Genomic DNA, 14538 nt, shown 5'->3' on the forward strand with positions numbered 1-14538 from the left:
GTCGAAATACTCCCCTTCCTCGTTGCTGTTCGTGTCATTAAGCCAAAAAATAAATCGTAAACTTTGCCCCGCTTGCGCCGATAACCCCGGTATTCGTTCTACATGTCGCATGATTAAGGAATATATATGGCTAGTATTTCAACGCTCGGGGTTGGGTCGGGGCTGGACTTAAGCAGCATCCTCGACAGTCTTGAGGCGGCAGAAAAATCTACCCTGACGCCGATATCAAAACAGCAAAGCTCGTACACCGCGAAACTGAGCGCCTACGGGACGCTGAAAAGCGCGCTGGAGAGTTTTCAGACCGCCAACACGGCACTGAATAAAGCCGACTTATTTACCGCTACCTCAACCACCAGCAGTTCCTCGGCTTTTAGCGCCACCACCACGGGCAGCGCGATTGCCGGAAAATACACCATTAGTGTCAGCCAACTGGCACAGGCACAGACGCTCACGACCCAAAACAGTCAAAAAGACAACAAAGCCGCCATCGCCACCAGCGATAGCGTACTGACCATCCAGCAAGGCGGAGGAAAAGATCCCGTCACGATTGATATCAGCGCGGCTAACTCGTCACTCTCTGGCATCCGCGATGCAATTAACAACGCCAAAGCCGGCGTCAGCGCCAGTATCATCAATGTGGGTAACGGCGAGTATCGTTTGTCTATCACCGCCAATGATACCGGTAGCAATAACGCCATGAAACTGAGCGTCAGCGGCGACAGCGCCCTGCAAAGTTTTATGGGTTACAACGGAACGTCGGGTGATAGCAGTAATGGCATGACTGAAAGCGTCACCGCGCAGAACGCCAAACTTACGGTTAATAACGTTGAGATTGAAAACAGCAGCAACACTATCAGTGACGCGCTGGAAGATATCACTCTCAACCTGAATGACGTCACCACCGGTAATCAGACCCTCACCATCAGCAAAGACACATCTAAAGCTGAAAATGCGGTTAAAGCGTGGGTGGATGCCTATAACACGTTACAGGATACGTTCAGCAGCTTAACCAAATACACCGCAGTCGATGCCGGGGCAGAAAGTCAGGACTCCAGCAACGGCGCGTTACTCGGTGACTCCACGCTGCGCACCATCCAGACCCAGTTAAAAACGCTGCTTGCCAATACGCATAGCAGTTCAGCCTATAAAACATTGGCACAGATCGGTATTACCACCGACGCCAGTACCGGTAAGCTGGAAATAGCGACCGACAAGCTGCAAACAGCCCTGAAGAAAGATGCCGCTGGCGTAGGTGAAATGTTTATTGGTGACGGTAAAAGCACTGGCGTAACCACCAGCATTAGCAGCAACCTGACCAGTTGGCTCTCCTCCACCGGGATAATCCAGGCTGCAAAAGATGGCGTAAGCAAAACGCTGAACAATTTGACGGATCAGTACAACGCTGCCAGTGAACGTATCGATACATTAATGGCGCGCTACAAAGCCCAGTTCACCCAACTGGATGTGTTAATGAACTCGCTTAACTCCACCAGTAGCTATCTGACACAGCAATTCGACACCTCAAATAGCAGCTCGAAATAATCTTCAGGAGAGACTATGTACAGCGCAAAAGGCACGCAGGCCTATGCACAAATTGGCGTTGAGAGCGCCGTGATGAGCGCCAGTCCACAGCAACTGGTTACCATGCTATTTGACGGCGTGTTGAGTGCGCTGGTAAGAGCGCGCCTGTTTATGCAGGACAACAACCTGGAAGGTAAAGGCGTGTCTTTATCGAAAGCTATCAACATCATTGAGAATGGGCTGAAGGTGAGCCTCGAAGAAGAAAGCCAGGATGAATTAACCCAGAATTTAATTGCGCTCTATAGCTATATGGTCAGGCGTTTGCTGCAAGCGAATTTGCGTAACGATGTCTCCGCAGTAGAAGAAGTGGAAACGTTGATGCGCAATATTGCCGATGCCTGGAAAGAGACTTTACTCTCCCCTTCTTTGATTCAGGACCCTGTCTGATGAACCATGCACCGCACTTGTATTTTGCCTGGCAACAACTTGTCGAAAAAAGCCAGCTCATGTTACGCCTGGCGACAGAAGGACGATGGGATGAACTCATCGCCAGCGAAATGGATTATGTGAATGCGGTGCAACAAATCGCGCACCTGACGGAAGAGATGGAACCCTCTGCCATGATGCAGGAACAACTCAAACCGATGTTACGCCTCGTCCTGGACAACGAAAGCAACGTTAAGCATTTATTGCAGGTGCGAATGGATGAGCTGGCGAAGCTGGTTGGTCAGTCATCGATGCAAAAATCCGTATTAAGTGCTTACGGCGACCAGGGCGGCTACGTACTGGCGCCGCAGGAGAATATCGTCAATTTTTCTCCCCATCTGAATTTTGGCAAAGCATAAAAGTTGGATTACTCGCGAATAACCTGATTACGGCTACGCTTCTAATGTTCCCCTCATGTGGAGTCGAAGAATGCGTAATCCCACGCTGTTGCAATGCTTTCACTGGTATTATCCTGAAGGCGGCAAGCTCTGGCCCGAGCTTGCCGAGCGCGCCGACGGTTTAAATGATATTGGTATCAATATGGTCTGGCTACCGCCTGCCTATAAAGGCGCATCGGGCGGATATTCTGTCGGCTACGATTCCTATGATTTATTTGATTTAGGCGAGTTTGATCAAAAAGGCACTGTCGCGACGAAATATGGTGATAAAGCGCAATTGCTGGCGGCCATCGACGCGCTTAAACGCAACGACATCGCCGTACTGCTGGATGTGGTGGTGAACCACAAAATGGGTGCCGACGAAAAAGAAGCGATTCGCGTTCAGCGAGTTAACGAAGAGTGTCGCACGCAAATTGATGATGAAATTATCGAATGCGAAGGCTGGACCCGTTACACCTTCCCTGCACGAGCCGGAAAATATTCACAATTCATATGGGACTTCAAATGTTTTAGCGGTATCGACCATATCGAAAACCCGCATGAAGATGGCATCTTTAAAATCGTCAACGATTACACTGGCGAAGGCTGGAATGATCAGGTCGATGATGAATTAGGCAATTTCGATTATCTGATGGGCGAAAATATCGATTTTCGTAACCATGCCGTCACCGAAGAGCTCAAATACTGGGCGCGCTGGGTAATGGAACAAACTCAGTGCGATGGTTTTCGTCTCGACGCGGTAAAACATATTCCGGCGTGGTTCTATAAAGAGTGGATCGAGCATGTGCAAGAAGTTGCGCCGAAACCACTCTTTATTGTGGCGGAATACTGGTCGCGCGAGGTCGAGAAACTGCAAACGTATATTGATCAGGTGGAAGGTAAAACCATGCTGTTTGATGCACCGCTGCAGATGAAATTCCACGAAGCGTCTCGTATGGGGCGTGATTATGATATGACTGAGATTTTTAGCGGCACATTGGTTGAAGTCGATCCTTTCCACGCTGTGACGCTGGTCGCCAACCACGACACCCAGCCGTTACAAGCCCTTGAAGCTCCGGTGGAGCCGTGGTTTAAGCCGCTGGCTTATGCCCTTATTTTGCTACGGGAAAATGGCGTGCCTTCGGTGTTTTACCCTGATCTGTACGGGGCTCATTACAAAGATGTCGGCGGTGACGGTCAAACCTATCCAATCGATATGCCAATAATCGAACAACTTGATGAGCTAATCCTCGCCCGACAGCGTTTTGCCCACGGTGTACAGACGCTATTTTTCGATCATCCGAACTGTATTGCCTTTAGTCGCAGTGGCACCGATGAATATCCAGGCTGCGTTGTGGTTATGTCGAATGGCGACGATGGCGAAAAGACGATTAATCTGGGGGAGAACTATGGCAATAAAACCTGGCGAGATTTCCTCGGTAATCGACAAGAGAGCATAGTTACCGATGAAAATGGCGAAGCGACTTTTTTTTGCAACGGCGGCAGCGTCAGCGTTTGGGTTATCGAAGAGGTGATTTAAAACCGATCGCTGACAATACACGCATCGTTATTGCGGCGCCGTTACAGTTCCAGGCCCGATAAGCTTGCGTATCGGGCACTTTTTTTGACATGAAAATCCCCCTGGGCCAGGGGAATTTCATTACGGCAGCGGCGTCGGTAACGGCGCTTTTTCCAGCGCGGCGGCACACTCTGCCGTCGGACGAGCCACGCGTTCCATCGTCATGCCATCATACTCAATAGTGTTACCGTCACGCTCAATCTCGTACAGCTCACGTTTCACAGTAACGTTAGTGAGAGAATCAGACATCAGCGTCAGCTTACCCGGTAACGCAATCACTCGCTGCCATTGACGGCAATCCAGGGTATCACCCTCTTTAGTGACAATCAGGCTACCAATCGCTTCCGGGCTGACCAGCGCACGTTGCGGCCCTTTGGTCTGCCAGTACCCTGCCAGCCAGTCTGGCGCGGGGGTTTTTACAACATTATTATAGTTTTCGACTTCGGCACAGCCCGCCAACAACATGAGTGCGCCTGCAATTGCGAGTTTTTTCATCATTCGTCCTGCATGAGAAGAAAAGTGGATTGTGGCATTAAAGCCCTGACGCTGCCACCCTTTCCAGGCCCAAAGAGAAATTTGATCTAACTATTATTTCTGTGAATTATTGCCACGCAAATAAATTCTCCTGATGTATGATTCGCAACTCTTGTTTAAACCTTCTGAGTTCAGAGGCTACATACATGTCATGGCAGCAATTCAAACAAGCCTGGTTGATTAAATTCTGGGCGCCAATCCCTGCGGTCATCGCGGCGGGCATTCTCTCCACTTACTATTTTGGCATTACCGGCACTTTTTGGGCAGTTACGGGTGAATTTACCCGCTGGGGCGGTCAGCTCCTGCAACTGTTTGGCGTCCATGCTGAAGAGTGGGGCTATTTTAAAATTATCCATCTGGAAGGATCGCCATTAACCCGCATTGACGGGATGATGATTCTCGGTATGTTCGGCGGCTGTTTTGCCGCGGCATTATGGGCCAACAACGTCAAACTGCGCATGCCGCGAAGCCGTATCCGCATTATGCAGGCCATTATTGGCGGGATTATTGCTGGTTTTGGTGCACGTCTGGCGATGGGCTGTAACCTGGCGGCGTTCTTTACCGGCATTCCTCAGTTCTCGCTGCACGCCTGGTTCTTTGCCATCGCCACCGCCATCGGTTCATGGTTTGGCGCGCGCTTTACCCTGCTGCCTGTTTTTCGCATCCCCGTGAAAATGCAGAAAGTCTCTGCTGCCTCACCGCTGACGCAGAAACCGGATCAGGCGCGGCGCCGTTTTCGTCTCGGGATGCTGGTCTTTTTCGGCATGCTGGGCTGGGCGCTGCTGACGGCGATGAACCAACCAAAGCTGGGGCTGGCGATGCTGTTTGGTGTCGGCTTTGGCTTACTGATAGAACGTGCACAAATCTGCTTTACTTCGGCGTTCCGCGACATGTGGATCACCGGACGAACCCACATGGCGAAAGCGATCATTTTCGGTATGGCGGTAAGTGCCATCGGGATTTTCAGTTATGTACAGCTGGGCGTAGAACCTAAAATCATGTGGGCGGGTCCGAACGCGGTAATTGGTGGATTACTGTTTGGTTTTGGTATTGTGCTGGCGGGCGGCTGCGAAACGGGATGGATGTACCGCGCGGTGGAAGGCCAGGTGCATTACTGGTGGGTCGGTCTGGGCAACGTTATTGGCTCCACGATTCTTGCGTATTACTGGGATGATTTCGCCCCGGTACTGGCAACCGACTGGGACAAAATCAACCTGCTAAAAACCTTTGGTCCAATGGGCGGCCTGCTGGTGACATATTTACTATTGTTCGCTGCGCTGATGCTGATTATCGGCTGGGAAAAACGCTTCTTCCGCCGTGCGGCGCCGCAGACAGCTAAGGAGATCGCATGAAAAATATCGTTCCTGATTACCGTCTTGATATGGTGGGTGAGCCCTGCCCTTACCCAGCGGTTGCAACACTTGAGGCGATGCCGCAGTTAAAAAAAGGCGAGATCCTAGAAGTGGTCAGCGATTGTCCACAGTCGATTAACAATATTCCGCTGGATGCGCGTAATCACGGCTATACGGTACTGGATATTCAGCAAGACGGGCCGACCATTCGTTATTTAATTCAGAAGTAATCTTTTCTCCCGCTGTTTCAGGCAGCGGGAGTCACTTGCTACGAATACTCCGTTGTCTATTTTCCGTACCGCAGTTGGATTATTATTGATTCACACAGACACAGCATTAAGTGATCGGACCAGATTGAAGGAATAACACCGATCATGCAAACTACTCTCCCTCACAACTGACGAGAGATTATTTCCCTGATGGATCAGGTTGCTAATTTTCAAAAGATGTTTGAGCAAGTGAGAACGGAGCTAAATTTTTCCTGGTTTTATGCTGAGTTAAAACGTCATCATATTGCACATTATATTTACTATCTTGCCACAGATAACATCAGGATCGTCACGCACGATGACAATGTTTTGTTAATAAGAGGAAGCAGAAGTCTATTAAAAGTCAGTGCCATCAAGGATCCTGAGCAAGTCAAAAAAGCAGCCCGAACTCACATTTCAAGACGGTCTACATTTCGGGAATATTGTATAACGCTTGCAAAGGCTGGTGTTTTTCGGTGGGTTACTGACGTCGGTGATAATAAGCGGCGTTACTATTCTATCGATAATACACTTTTATATATTGAAGATATCGAGAACAACAAACCACTTATTTAGCTGTTCTCACCAACTCAGGTCTGACAGTGGCTGGTTATTAATAAAATTTTCAATGAACGGTTCTGAAATAGCGATTAACTAACGGCTTCATGTTCATGCCTGTGACCATGTATTTTTCGTTGATGACAAAGAAAACCCTGGAGCGCACCTGTTAACAGGCGGGGTGAAATATCAAGTATCATCGTTCACCGTAGTTCTCGCGGTGTGTCATACCCTAAACACGCCCATCACTCGATGGGCATTCTGAAAGCAAGTTACTGCAAAGCTTTCTTCCAGCGATGGCTCCATACAATGGTGAGCGGTCATTTTTACAAACAGAACCGTGTCATAAGAAACATCTATTAGACAAAGATGTTTTCGCCTGTTGGTATGTTGTAATTAGACAACCAACAAGAAACAATCATGTTCACTGTCAAAACAGATGATCTCTCCCATCCTGCAGTACAAGAATTAGTGAATTACCATATTTCCGGTATGCAGGAACAATCTCCACCAGAAAGCATCCATGCTTTGGACGTACAAAAACTACGTGATCCGGCAGTGACATTCTGGTCAGCATGGGAAGGAGATCGACTCGCCGGAATTGGCGCGCTGAAGTTACTGGATGATGAACATGGCGAGTTGAAATCAATGCGTACTGCGCCAGACTTTTTACGTCGTGGCGTTGCAAATCTGATTCTACGGCATATTTTGCGGGTTGCACATGACAGACGCCTTCATCGCCTGAGTTTAGAAACAGGAACACATGCTGGGTTTACGGCCTGCCATCAACTTTATCTCAAACATGGCTTCACCGCCTGCGAGCCCTTCGCTGATTATAAACCGGATCCAAATAGCCGTTTTATGACCTTGAACTTATATGAAAATCATCAATTGTCATGACTGGTAGCCCAACCAACTGCGGCAGGGAATGCTGATTATGTGTTTGCAGCACTTTTTTGTGCTTGCAGGCAGCTTCTTATAAAGGTTCGATCACTTCATACTAATGAATACTCATTACCTTACGGTGCGGCCCCAAAAGTGATTAATCAGTCGCCCATTACCTATTGTTCCAATGTAAATGGGACATCATCCCCCCACTCTCACCATTGCTCGTACAGCCAAAAACTTAGCTTTAGTGTACTCAACCCACTGTAAGCAAGTTAAATAACTCTGACAAAAACAGGGAACGTGCCATTTGCTCGTGATTTTTGCATTTTTATGAATATTGGTTAAGTAATACCACCCAGGAATAAAATAACAAAATCGAGAGTTAACATCACCTAAATTAAATGATAAAGCACAGTTGTTTGCTATGGGATTACAATCTGATACTCTAGATAAACTCTAAAGTAATCCATACCCATTTATATAGATTACTGATTATTTTTAACATTTACTGCAGAAGAGTTTTGTTCATATGAACCTGTCATTCTCATTTATTTTAGCATTTTTCTGTATCGTAGGTGCATTAATCGCATTCAGCTTGCCAATATTTAAATTTCTTGATAACGACATTCAGCCAAACAGAGCCAATAGACTTGATGGCATGCGTTTTTATCTTGCATCTTTTGTTATATTCCATCATATGGATTGCGCTTACTCATATTTTACAACTGGTCAATGGGCTCCGATATCCCAATGGCTTTTAATTATGGGAAAGAATGGCGTAGCATTGTTTTTCATGACAACCGCTTATTTATTTTGGGGAAAGATTAGGGACAAAGATAATATAGACTGGATTGATTTATATAAAAAAAGACTCCTTAGAATTGTCCCGTTAACTTTCTTTTGCTCATTCCTGGCTATTTCTCTCCTTTTCATATTCACGGAAAAAATCCCATTCACCGCAACGACTATATCTAATTTACTGACCTGGTTTGATGGTGGTTTATGGGACAATAAATTACCAGTGACGGCTTTTCATACCCCCTTTATTGTATTAGCCGGGGTTACGTGGACATTAAAATGGGAATGGATGTTTTATTTTTCTCTTCCATTGCTATTTATGCTCAATAAAAGATCTATGGAACTGAGCATTGTACTTTTTGCATTTTCATTTTATTTCTTACCTTCCTTCACGAATACAGCTTATCTTTGGTCATATTTCTTTGCAGGAATGCTTTGTAAGGAATTGAAAGAAAGGGTTATTCTATCAAAGACCACTGCAAATTGTATTTTATTATCTACAATACTGCTGGCCTATCTGTCAGCACCTACATTGTATAGCCCGCCAGAGACTGCTTTCCTTGCTATTATTTTCTTTTGTATCATATCTGGAGCCGAACTATTTGGTGCATTAACAACCAGAGCAGCTAAAAGATTAGGGGCGATTAGCTACAGTTTGTACCTCACGCAGGGGTTAGTACTTTTCCCAGTTTACAACTATCTGGCAACTGCAAAAATGATAGCTATTGGCCCCTTACTACTTTCGATACTTATTATAGCCTTCTTCGCTATTTGCCTTCTATCCACTTTCACTTACCATTTTATAGAGCTACCATTTATCAAAAAAATAAAGACTAACTCGCCATCCTCATTACATGAAATATAAAAAATAATGAGAGTGTACTTATCTGCATTCACTAATCGCCGCCCCAGGTTTCGTAGACCAGTTGTTTTTGTTGTATCGGCAGGACGCCTCAGTTACAAAACCTACACCTGCATGGACATCATTTCCTGGTACGCCGCCACCAGCTTATTACGCACCTGAATCCCCATTTGCATTGAAACTGAGGCTTTTTGCATATCGGTCATCACATCGTTTAGCGCTACGCCGGGTTCGCCGAGGGTGAATTTTTCTGCCTGAGTGCGGGCGGCGGTTTGCGTATCACTTATACGATCGAGCGCGGCATGAAACTGTCCGGCAAAACTGATGCCAGGTTGTGGTAGTGATTCCTGCGCACGGGCACTCATCGCCGTAGCCTGTAACTGGCTGATAACCCCTTCAATCCCCTGTATGGCTGACATATTCATCTCCTGGACCATTTCTGGTAGCAGAGATTAACAGTAAGTCAATAAGATAAAGGCGTTAAATAACGATAAAAAACCGGGTTAATTGGCGCATAGAAAAAAATAAAACCACAAATAATGAGGCCGTCAATTTTTCGAGTTTGCTGACCCGGGAGTGCGTCTTGTTCCACTTTGCTAATAACGCCGTCTTTCATCTGCCGCGAGGTGCGCGATGAATACGACTGCAGCCCAGACAAAATCTCTTGAGTGGCTTAATCGCCTACGCGCGAATCCGAGAATCCCTTTGATTGTTGCTGGTTCCGCTGCAGTGGCAGTGATAGTCGCGTTAGTTCTATGGGCAAAAGCCCCTGATTACCGCACGTTATTCAGCAACCTTTCCGATCAGGATGGTGGCGCGATCGTCAGCCAACTGACGCAGATGAACATCCCCTACCGCTTTAGTGAAGCCAGTGGTGCAATTGAAGTTCCGGCGGATAAGGTTCATGAATTGCGTCTGCGTCTGGCGCAGCAAGGCTTACCTAAAGGCGGAGCGGTCGGCTTTGAACTGCTCGATCAGGAAAAGTTTGGTATCAGCCAGTTCAGCGAACAGGTGAATTATCAGCGAGCGCTGGAAGGCGAACTTTCTCGTACCATCGAAACTATCGGCCCGGTAAAAGGGGCGCGCGTGCATCTGGCGATGCCGAAACCGTCTTTATTTGTCCGTGAACAAAAATCCCCTTCAGCATCGGTGACGGTAAATCTGTTACCCGGCCGCGCACTCGATGAAGGGCAAATTAGCGCCATTGTGCATCTGGTTTCCAGTGCAGTAGCTGGGCTGCCCCCGGGTAACGTTACGCTGGTGGATCAAGGTGGGCATCTGTTAACCCAGTCCAACACCAGCGGGCGCGATCTCAATGATGTTCAGTTGAAATATACCAGCGATGTCGAAGGCCGCATTCAGCGTCGTATTGAAGCAATTCTGTCGCCTATTGTCGGCAACGGCAATATTCATGCGCAAGTCACAGCGCAGCTGGATTTCGCCAGTAAAGAGCAAACAGAAGAGCAGTATCGCCCTAATGGCAATGAGTCACAGGCAGCACTTCGTTCCCGTCAACTGAATGAAAGCGAGCAGAGCGGTTCCGGTTATCCGGGCGGCGTGCCGGGGGCATTGTCTAATCAGCCCGCGCCTGTAAATAACGCGCCGATCAGTACGCCTCCGGCAAATCAAAACAATCGCCAACAACAGACGAGCACCACCAGCAATAGTGGGCCGCGCAGCACACAGCGTAATGAAACCAGCAACTACGAAGTCGATCGCACCATTCGTCATACCAAAATGAACGTCGGCGACGTGCAACGTCTGTCTGTCGCGGTAGTGGTGAATTACAAAACGCTGCCGGATGGCAAACCGTTGCCACTGAGCGCCGAACAGATGAAACAAATTGATGATCTGACCCGCGAGGCAATGGGCTTTTCGGAAAAACGCGGTGATTCGCTCAATGTCGTCAACTCGCCGTTTACCAGTAGTGATGAAAGTGGTGGTGAGTTGCCGTTCTGGCAACAACAAGCGTTTATCGATCAGTTGCTGGCTGCCGGTCGCTGGTTGCTGGTACTGCTGGTGGCGTGGCTGCTGTGGCGTAAAGCGGTACGTCCGCAATTAATCCGCCGCGCTGAGGTGGTGAAAGCCGTTCAGCAACAGACACAAACTCGCCAGGAGACGGAAGATGCAGTGGAAGTACGCCTGAGCAAAGACGAACAACTGCAACAACGCCGCGCTAACCAACGTCTGGGGGCTGAGGTAATGAGCCAGCGCATCCGCGACATGTCTGATAACGATCCGCGCGTAGTGGCGCTGGTCATTCGCCAGTGGATAAATAACGATCATGAGTAACCTGACAGGCACCGATAAAAGCGTCATTCTGCTGATGACCATCGGCGAAGACCGGGCGGCAGAGGTATTCAAGCACCTGTCCCAACGAGAAGTGCAAACCCTGAGCGCGGCAATGGCGAACGTCTCGCAGATCTCCAACAAACAATTAACTGAAGTACTGGCAGAGTTTGAACAAGAAGCCGAACAGTTTGCCGCACTGAATATTAACGCCAATGATTATCTGCGTTCAGTGCTGGTCAAAGCGCTGGGCGAAGAGCGTGCCGCCAGCCTGCTGGAAGATATTCTCGAAACCCGCGACACTGCCAGCGGTATTGAAACGCTCAACTTTATGGAGCCACAGAGCGCCGCCGATCTGATTCGCGATGAACATCCGCAGATTATCGCCACCATTCTGGTGCATCTGAAACGCGCTCAAGCCGCCGATATTCTGGCGTTGTTCGATGAACGTCTGCGCCACGACGTGATGCTACGTATCGCTACCTTTGGCGGCGTACAACCTGCCGCGCTGGCTGAACTGACAGAGGTGCTGAATGGCCTGCTCGATGGCCAGAATCTCAAACGCAGCAAAATGGGCGGCGTGAGAACAGCAGCGGAAATTATCAACCTGATGAAAACTCAGCAGGAAGAAGCGGTTATTACCGCCGTGCGTGAATTTGACGGCGAACTGGCGCAGAAAATCATCGACGAGATGTTCCTGTTCGAAAATCTGGTGGATGTCGACGATCGCAGCATCCAGCGTCTGTTGCAGGAAGTGGATTCCGAATCGCTGCTGATCGCGCTGAAAGGGGCCGAGCAGCCGCTACGCGAAAAATTCCTGCGCAATATGTCGCAACGTGCCGCCGATATTCTGCGCGACGATCTCGCCAACCGTGGTCCGGTGCGTCTGTCGCAGGTGGAAAACGAACAGAAAGCGATTCTGCTGATTGTGCGCCGCCTTGCCGAAACCGGCGAGATGGTGATTGGCAGCGGCGAGGATACCTATGTCTGATAATCTGCCGTGGAAAACCTGGACACCAGACGATCTCGCGCCACCCCAGGCGGAGTTTGTGCCACTGATGGAGCCAGAAGAAACCGTCACTGAAGAGGCCGAACCCAGCCTTGAGCAACAACTGGCGCAACTGCAAATGCAGGCCCACGAGCAAGGTTATCAGGCGGGGATTGCCGAAGGTCGCCAGCAAGGTCACGAACAGGGCTATCAGGAAGGTCTGGCTCAGGGGCTGGAACAAGGACTGGCACAGGCAAAATCCCAGCAAGCGCCGATTCATGCCCGGATGCAGCAACTGGTCAGCGAGTTTCAGACCACCCTTGACGCGCTGGATAGCGTGATTGCTTCACGCCTGATGCAGATGGCGCTGGAGGCAGCGCGTCAGGTGATCGGCCAGACGCCAACGGTGGACAACTCGGCACTGATCAAACAGATCCAACAGTTGTTGCAGCAAGAACCGTTATTCAGCGGCAAACCGCAGCTACGCGTGCACCCGGATGATCTGCAACGTGTTGATGAGATGCTCGGCGCAACCTTAAGTTTGCATGGCTGGCGCTTGCGCGGCGACCCGACCCTGCATCCTGGCGGTTGTAAAGTCTCCGCTGATGAAGGCGATCTCGACGCCAGTGTCGCCACCCGCTGGCAAGAACTCTGCCGTCTGGCAGCGCCAGGAGTGGTGTAATGACCACGCGCCTGACACGTTGGCTAACCACGCTGGATAATTTTGAAGCCAAAATGGCGCAGTTGCCTGCGGTGCGTCGCTACGGGCGATTAACCCGCGCCACCGGGCTGGTGCTGGAAGCCACCGGATTGCAACTGCCGCTCGGCGCAACCTGTGTCATTGAACGTCAGAACGGCACTGAAACGCACGAAGTGGAAAGCGAAGTGGTTGGCTTTAACGGTCAACGGCTGTTTTTAATGCCGCTGGAGGAAGTAGAAGGCGTGCTGCCCGGCGCGCGCGTTTACGCCAAAAATATCTCCGGCGATGGGCTGCAAAGCGGCAAGCAGCTTTCACTTGGTCCGGCGTTATTAGGTCGCGTTCTGGACGGCAGCGGTAAACCGCTCGATGGTCTGCCCTCCCCCGATACGACTGAAACTGGCGCCTGATTACCCCGCCGTTTAATCCGTTGCAACGTACACCGATTGAGCATGTGCTGGATACGGGCGTGCGCCCAATTAATGCCCTGCTTACCGTCGGGCGCGGGCAGCGTATGGGGCTGTTTGCCGGATCTGGCGTTGGTAAAAGTGTGCTGCTGGGAATGATGGCGCGCTACACCCGTGCCGATGTGATCGTCGTTGGTTTGATTGGTGAACGTGGGCGAGAAGTAAAAGATTTTATTGAAAATATTCTCGGTGCCGAAGGGCGTGCGCGCTCCGTGGTGATTGCCGCTCCGGCGGATGTTTCTCCGCTCCTGCGAATGCAGGGTGCCGCCTATGCCACGCGCATTGCCGAAGATTTTCGCGATCGTGGTCAGCATGTGTTGCTGATTATGGACTCCCTCACCCGCTACGCGATGGCCCAGCGTGAGATTGCGCTGGCGATTGGCGAACCACCAGCCACCAAAGGTTATCCGCCGTCGGTATTCGCCAAATTACCGGCGCTGGTCGAACGTGCCGGAAACGGAATCAGCGGCGGCGGCTCGATTACCGCGTTTTATACCGTGCTCACCGAAGGCGATGACCAGCAGGATCCGATTGCCGACTCCGCGCGGGCGATCCTCGACGGTCACATCGTGCTGTCTCGCCGTCTGGCAGAAGCCGGGCACTATCCTGCGATTGATATTGAAGCCTCAATCAGCCGTGCAATGACGGCGTTGATCAGCGAGCAACATTACGCGCGGGTACGCACATTCAAGCAGCTGTTGTCGAGTTTTCAGCGTAACCGCGATCTGGTCAGCGTCGGCGCGTATGCCAAAGGCAGCGATCCAATGCTCGATAAAGCTATCGCCTTGTGGCCGCAGCTGGAGGGCTATTTGCAACAAGGCATTTTTGAACGCGCGGACTGGGAAGACTCTCTCCTGGGGCTGGAACGTATTTTTCCGACGGTGTGATTACGCA

At 49.8% G+C, this 14538-nt stretch carries 14 protein-coding genes and 1 pseudogene; 13 read left to right on the forward strand and 2 right to left on the reverse strand.

The features are described 5' to 3' along the window. Positions 1–126 precede the first annotated feature (126 nt). From fliD to amyA, 4 genes are all read left to right on the forward strand, one after another. The gene (gene fliD / locus FFT88_RS10660; protein ID WP_135405130.1) at positions 127–1542 is read left to right on the forward strand and encodes a flagellar filament capping protein FliD; all 1416 of its coding nucleotides are present in this window, start codon (positions 127–129) and stop codon (positions 1540–1542) included. 15 nt (positions 1543–1557) lie between these two features. Then, the gene (gene fliS / locus FFT88_RS10665; protein ID WP_130208571.1) at positions 1558–1968 is read left to right on the forward strand and encodes a flagellar export chaperone FliS; all 411 of its coding nucleotides are present in this window, start codon (positions 1558–1560) and stop codon (positions 1966–1968) included. Continuing rightward, positions 1968–2366: a flagella biosynthesis regulatory protein FliT gene (fliT, locus tag FFT88_RS10670; RefSeq protein WP_135405127.1), complete on the forward strand. Its 399-nt coding sequence runs from the start codon at positions 1968–1970 to the stop codon at positions 2364–2366. Before fliS ends, fliT begins: the two co-directional genes overlap by 1 nt. Before the next feature lie 70 nt (positions 2367–2436). Further along, positions 2437–3924 carry an alpha-amylase gene (gene amyA / locus FFT88_RS10675; RefSeq protein ID WP_135405124.1) on the forward strand — a complete coding sequence of 496 codons (1488 nt, stop codon included), beginning with the start codon at positions 2437–2439 and terminating at the stop codon, positions 3922–3924. A 120-nt stretch (positions 3925–4044) separates the two neighbouring features. On the opposite strand, the gene yedD is transcribed toward amyA, so the two are convergent. Further along, positions 4045–4458, reverse strand: coding sequence for a lipoprotein YedD (yedD, locus tag FFT88_RS10680; RefSeq protein WP_064529329.1), 414 nt, complete (start codon positions 4456–4458; stop codon positions 4045–4047). Positions 4459–4643: 185 nt separating this feature from the next. On the opposite strand from yedD, the gene yedE reads away from it, so the two are divergent. The 5 genes from yedE (at position 4644) to FFT88_RS10705 (ending at position 9206) form a co-directional block, all read left to right on the forward strand. Continuing rightward, the gene (gene yedE, locus FFT88_RS10685; RefSeq protein ID WP_135405122.1) at positions 4644–5849 is read left to right on the forward strand and encodes a selenium metabolism membrane protein YedE/FdhT; all 1206 of its coding nucleotides are present in this window, start codon (positions 4644–4646) and stop codon (positions 5847–5849) included. Further along, positions 5846–6079: a sulfurtransferase-like selenium metabolism protein YedF gene (gene yedF / locus FFT88_RS10690; RefSeq protein WP_000790504.1), complete on the forward strand. Its 234-nt coding sequence runs from the start codon at positions 5846–5848 to the stop codon at positions 6077–6079. Before yedE ends, yedF begins: the two co-directional genes overlap by 4 nt. A gap of 189 nt (positions 6080–6268) precedes the next feature. Further along, entirely contained in the window at positions 6269–6673 is a 405-nt protein-coding gene (locus tag FFT88_RS10695; protein WP_130218640.1) for a DUF1398 domain-containing protein, read from the forward strand. A 402-nt stretch (positions 6674–7075) separates the two neighbouring features. Beyond that, positions 7076–7555 carry a GNAT family N-acetyltransferase gene (locus FFT88_RS10700; RefSeq protein WP_131161105.1) on the forward strand — a complete coding sequence of 160 codons (480 nt, stop codon included), beginning with the start codon at positions 7076–7078 and terminating at the stop codon, positions 7553–7555. 517 nt (positions 7556–8072) lie between these two features. Next, the gene (locus FFT88_RS10705; RefSeq protein WP_130218636.1) at positions 8073–9206 is read left to right on the forward strand and encodes an acyltransferase; all 1134 of its coding nucleotides are present in this window, start codon (positions 8073–8075) and stop codon (positions 9204–9206) included. 101 nt (positions 9207–9307) lie between these two features. On the opposite strand, the gene fliE is transcribed toward FFT88_RS10705, so the two are convergent. Then, entirely contained in the window at positions 9308–9622 is a 315-nt protein-coding gene (gene fliE, locus FFT88_RS10710; RefSeq protein WP_130259938.1) for a flagellar hook-basal body complex protein FliE, read from the reverse strand. Positions 9623–9836: 214 nt separating this feature from the next. Between fliE and fliF the strand changes: the two genes are divergently transcribed. The 4 genes and pseudogenes from fliF to fliI all read left to right on the forward strand — a co-directional run bounded on the left by fliF (position 9837) and on the right by fliI (position 14531). Continuing rightward, on the forward strand, positions 9837–11495 hold the full coding sequence (gene fliF / locus FFT88_RS10715) for a flagellar basal-body MS-ring/collar protein FliF (RefSeq protein WP_135405119.1): 1659 nt from the start codon (positions 9837–9839) through the stop codon (positions 11493–11495). Then, the gene (gene fliG / locus FFT88_RS10720) at positions 11488–12483 is read left to right on the forward strand and encodes a flagellar motor switch protein FliG (protein WP_032184453.1); all 996 of its coding nucleotides are present in this window, start codon (positions 11488–11490) and stop codon (positions 12481–12483) included. Before fliF ends, fliG begins: the two co-directional genes overlap by 8 nt. Then, on the forward strand, positions 12476–13162 hold the full coding sequence (fliH, locus tag FFT88_RS10725) for a flagellar assembly protein FliH (RefSeq protein WP_130216477.1): 687 nt from the start codon (positions 12476–12478) through the stop codon (positions 13160–13162). The genes fliG and fliH overlap by 8 nt, the downstream gene beginning before the upstream one ends. Further along, positions 13162–14531 (forward strand): annotated as a pseudogene (gene fliI / locus FFT88_RS10730) (flagellar protein export ATPase FliI). The gene fliH and the pseudogene fliI overlap by 1 nt, the downstream one beginning before the upstream one ends. Positions 14532–14538: the final 7 nt, after the last annotated feature.

It is taken from the genome of Escherichia sp. E4930 (assembly GCF_005845405.1).
In the GTDB taxonomy this organism is placed as follows: Bacteria; Pseudomonadota; Gammaproteobacteria; order Enterobacterales; family Enterobacteriaceae; genus Escherichia.

What these genes read in the sequence shown, in the direction of transcription:
- fliD (WP_135405130.1), top strand. Translation starts at nt 127, where the DNA reads ATGGCTAGTATTTCAACGCTCGGGGTTGGGTCGGGGCTGGACTTAAGC.
- fliS (WP_130208571.1), top strand. Translation starts at nt 1,558, where the DNA reads ATGTACAGCGCAAAAGGCACGCAGGCCTATGCACAAATTGGCGTTGAG.
- fliT (WP_135405127.1), top strand. Translation starts at nt 1,968, where the DNA reads ATGAACCATGCACCGCACTTGTATTTTGCCTGGCAACAACTTGTCGAA.
- amyA (WP_135405124.1), top strand. Translation starts at nt 2,437, where the DNA reads ATGCGTAATCCCACGCTGTTGCAATGCTTTCACTGGTATTATCCTGAA.
- yedD (WP_064529329.1), bottom strand. Translation starts at nt 4,458, where the DNA reads ATGAAAAAACTCGCAATTGCAGGCGCACTCATGTTGTTGGCGGGCTGT.
- yedE (WP_135405122.1), top strand. Translation starts at nt 4,644, where the DNA reads ATGTCATGGCAGCAATTCAAACAAGCCTGGTTGATTAAATTCTGGGCG.
- yedF (WP_000790504.1), top strand. Translation starts at nt 5,846, where the DNA reads ATGAAAAATATCGTTCCTGATTACCGTCTTGATATGGTGGGTGAGCCC.
- FFT88_RS10695 (WP_130218640.1), top strand. Translation starts at nt 6,269, where the DNA reads ATGGATCAGGTTGCTAATTTTCAAAAGATGTTTGAGCAAGTGAGAACG.
- FFT88_RS10700 (WP_131161105.1), top strand. Translation starts at nt 7,076, where the DNA reads ATGTTCACTGTCAAAACAGATGATCTCTCCCATCCTGCAGTACAAGAA.
- FFT88_RS10705 (WP_130218636.1), top strand. Translation starts at nt 8,073, where the DNA reads ATGAACCTGTCATTCTCATTTATTTTAGCATTTTTCTGTATCGTAGGT.
- fliE (WP_130259938.1), bottom strand. Translation starts at nt 9,622, where the DNA reads ATGTCAGCCATACAGGGGATTGAAGGGGTTATCAGCCAGTTACAGGCT.
- fliF (WP_135405119.1), top strand. Translation starts at nt 9,837, where the DNA reads ATGAATACGACTGCAGCCCAGACAAAATCTCTTGAGTGGCTTAATCGC.
- fliG (WP_032184453.1), top strand. Translation starts at nt 11,488, where the DNA reads ATGAGTAACCTGACAGGCACCGATAAAAGCGTCATTCTGCTGATGACC.
- fliH (WP_130216477.1), top strand. Translation starts at nt 12,476, where the DNA reads ATGTCTGATAATCTGCCGTGGAAAACCTGGACACCAGACGATCTCGCG.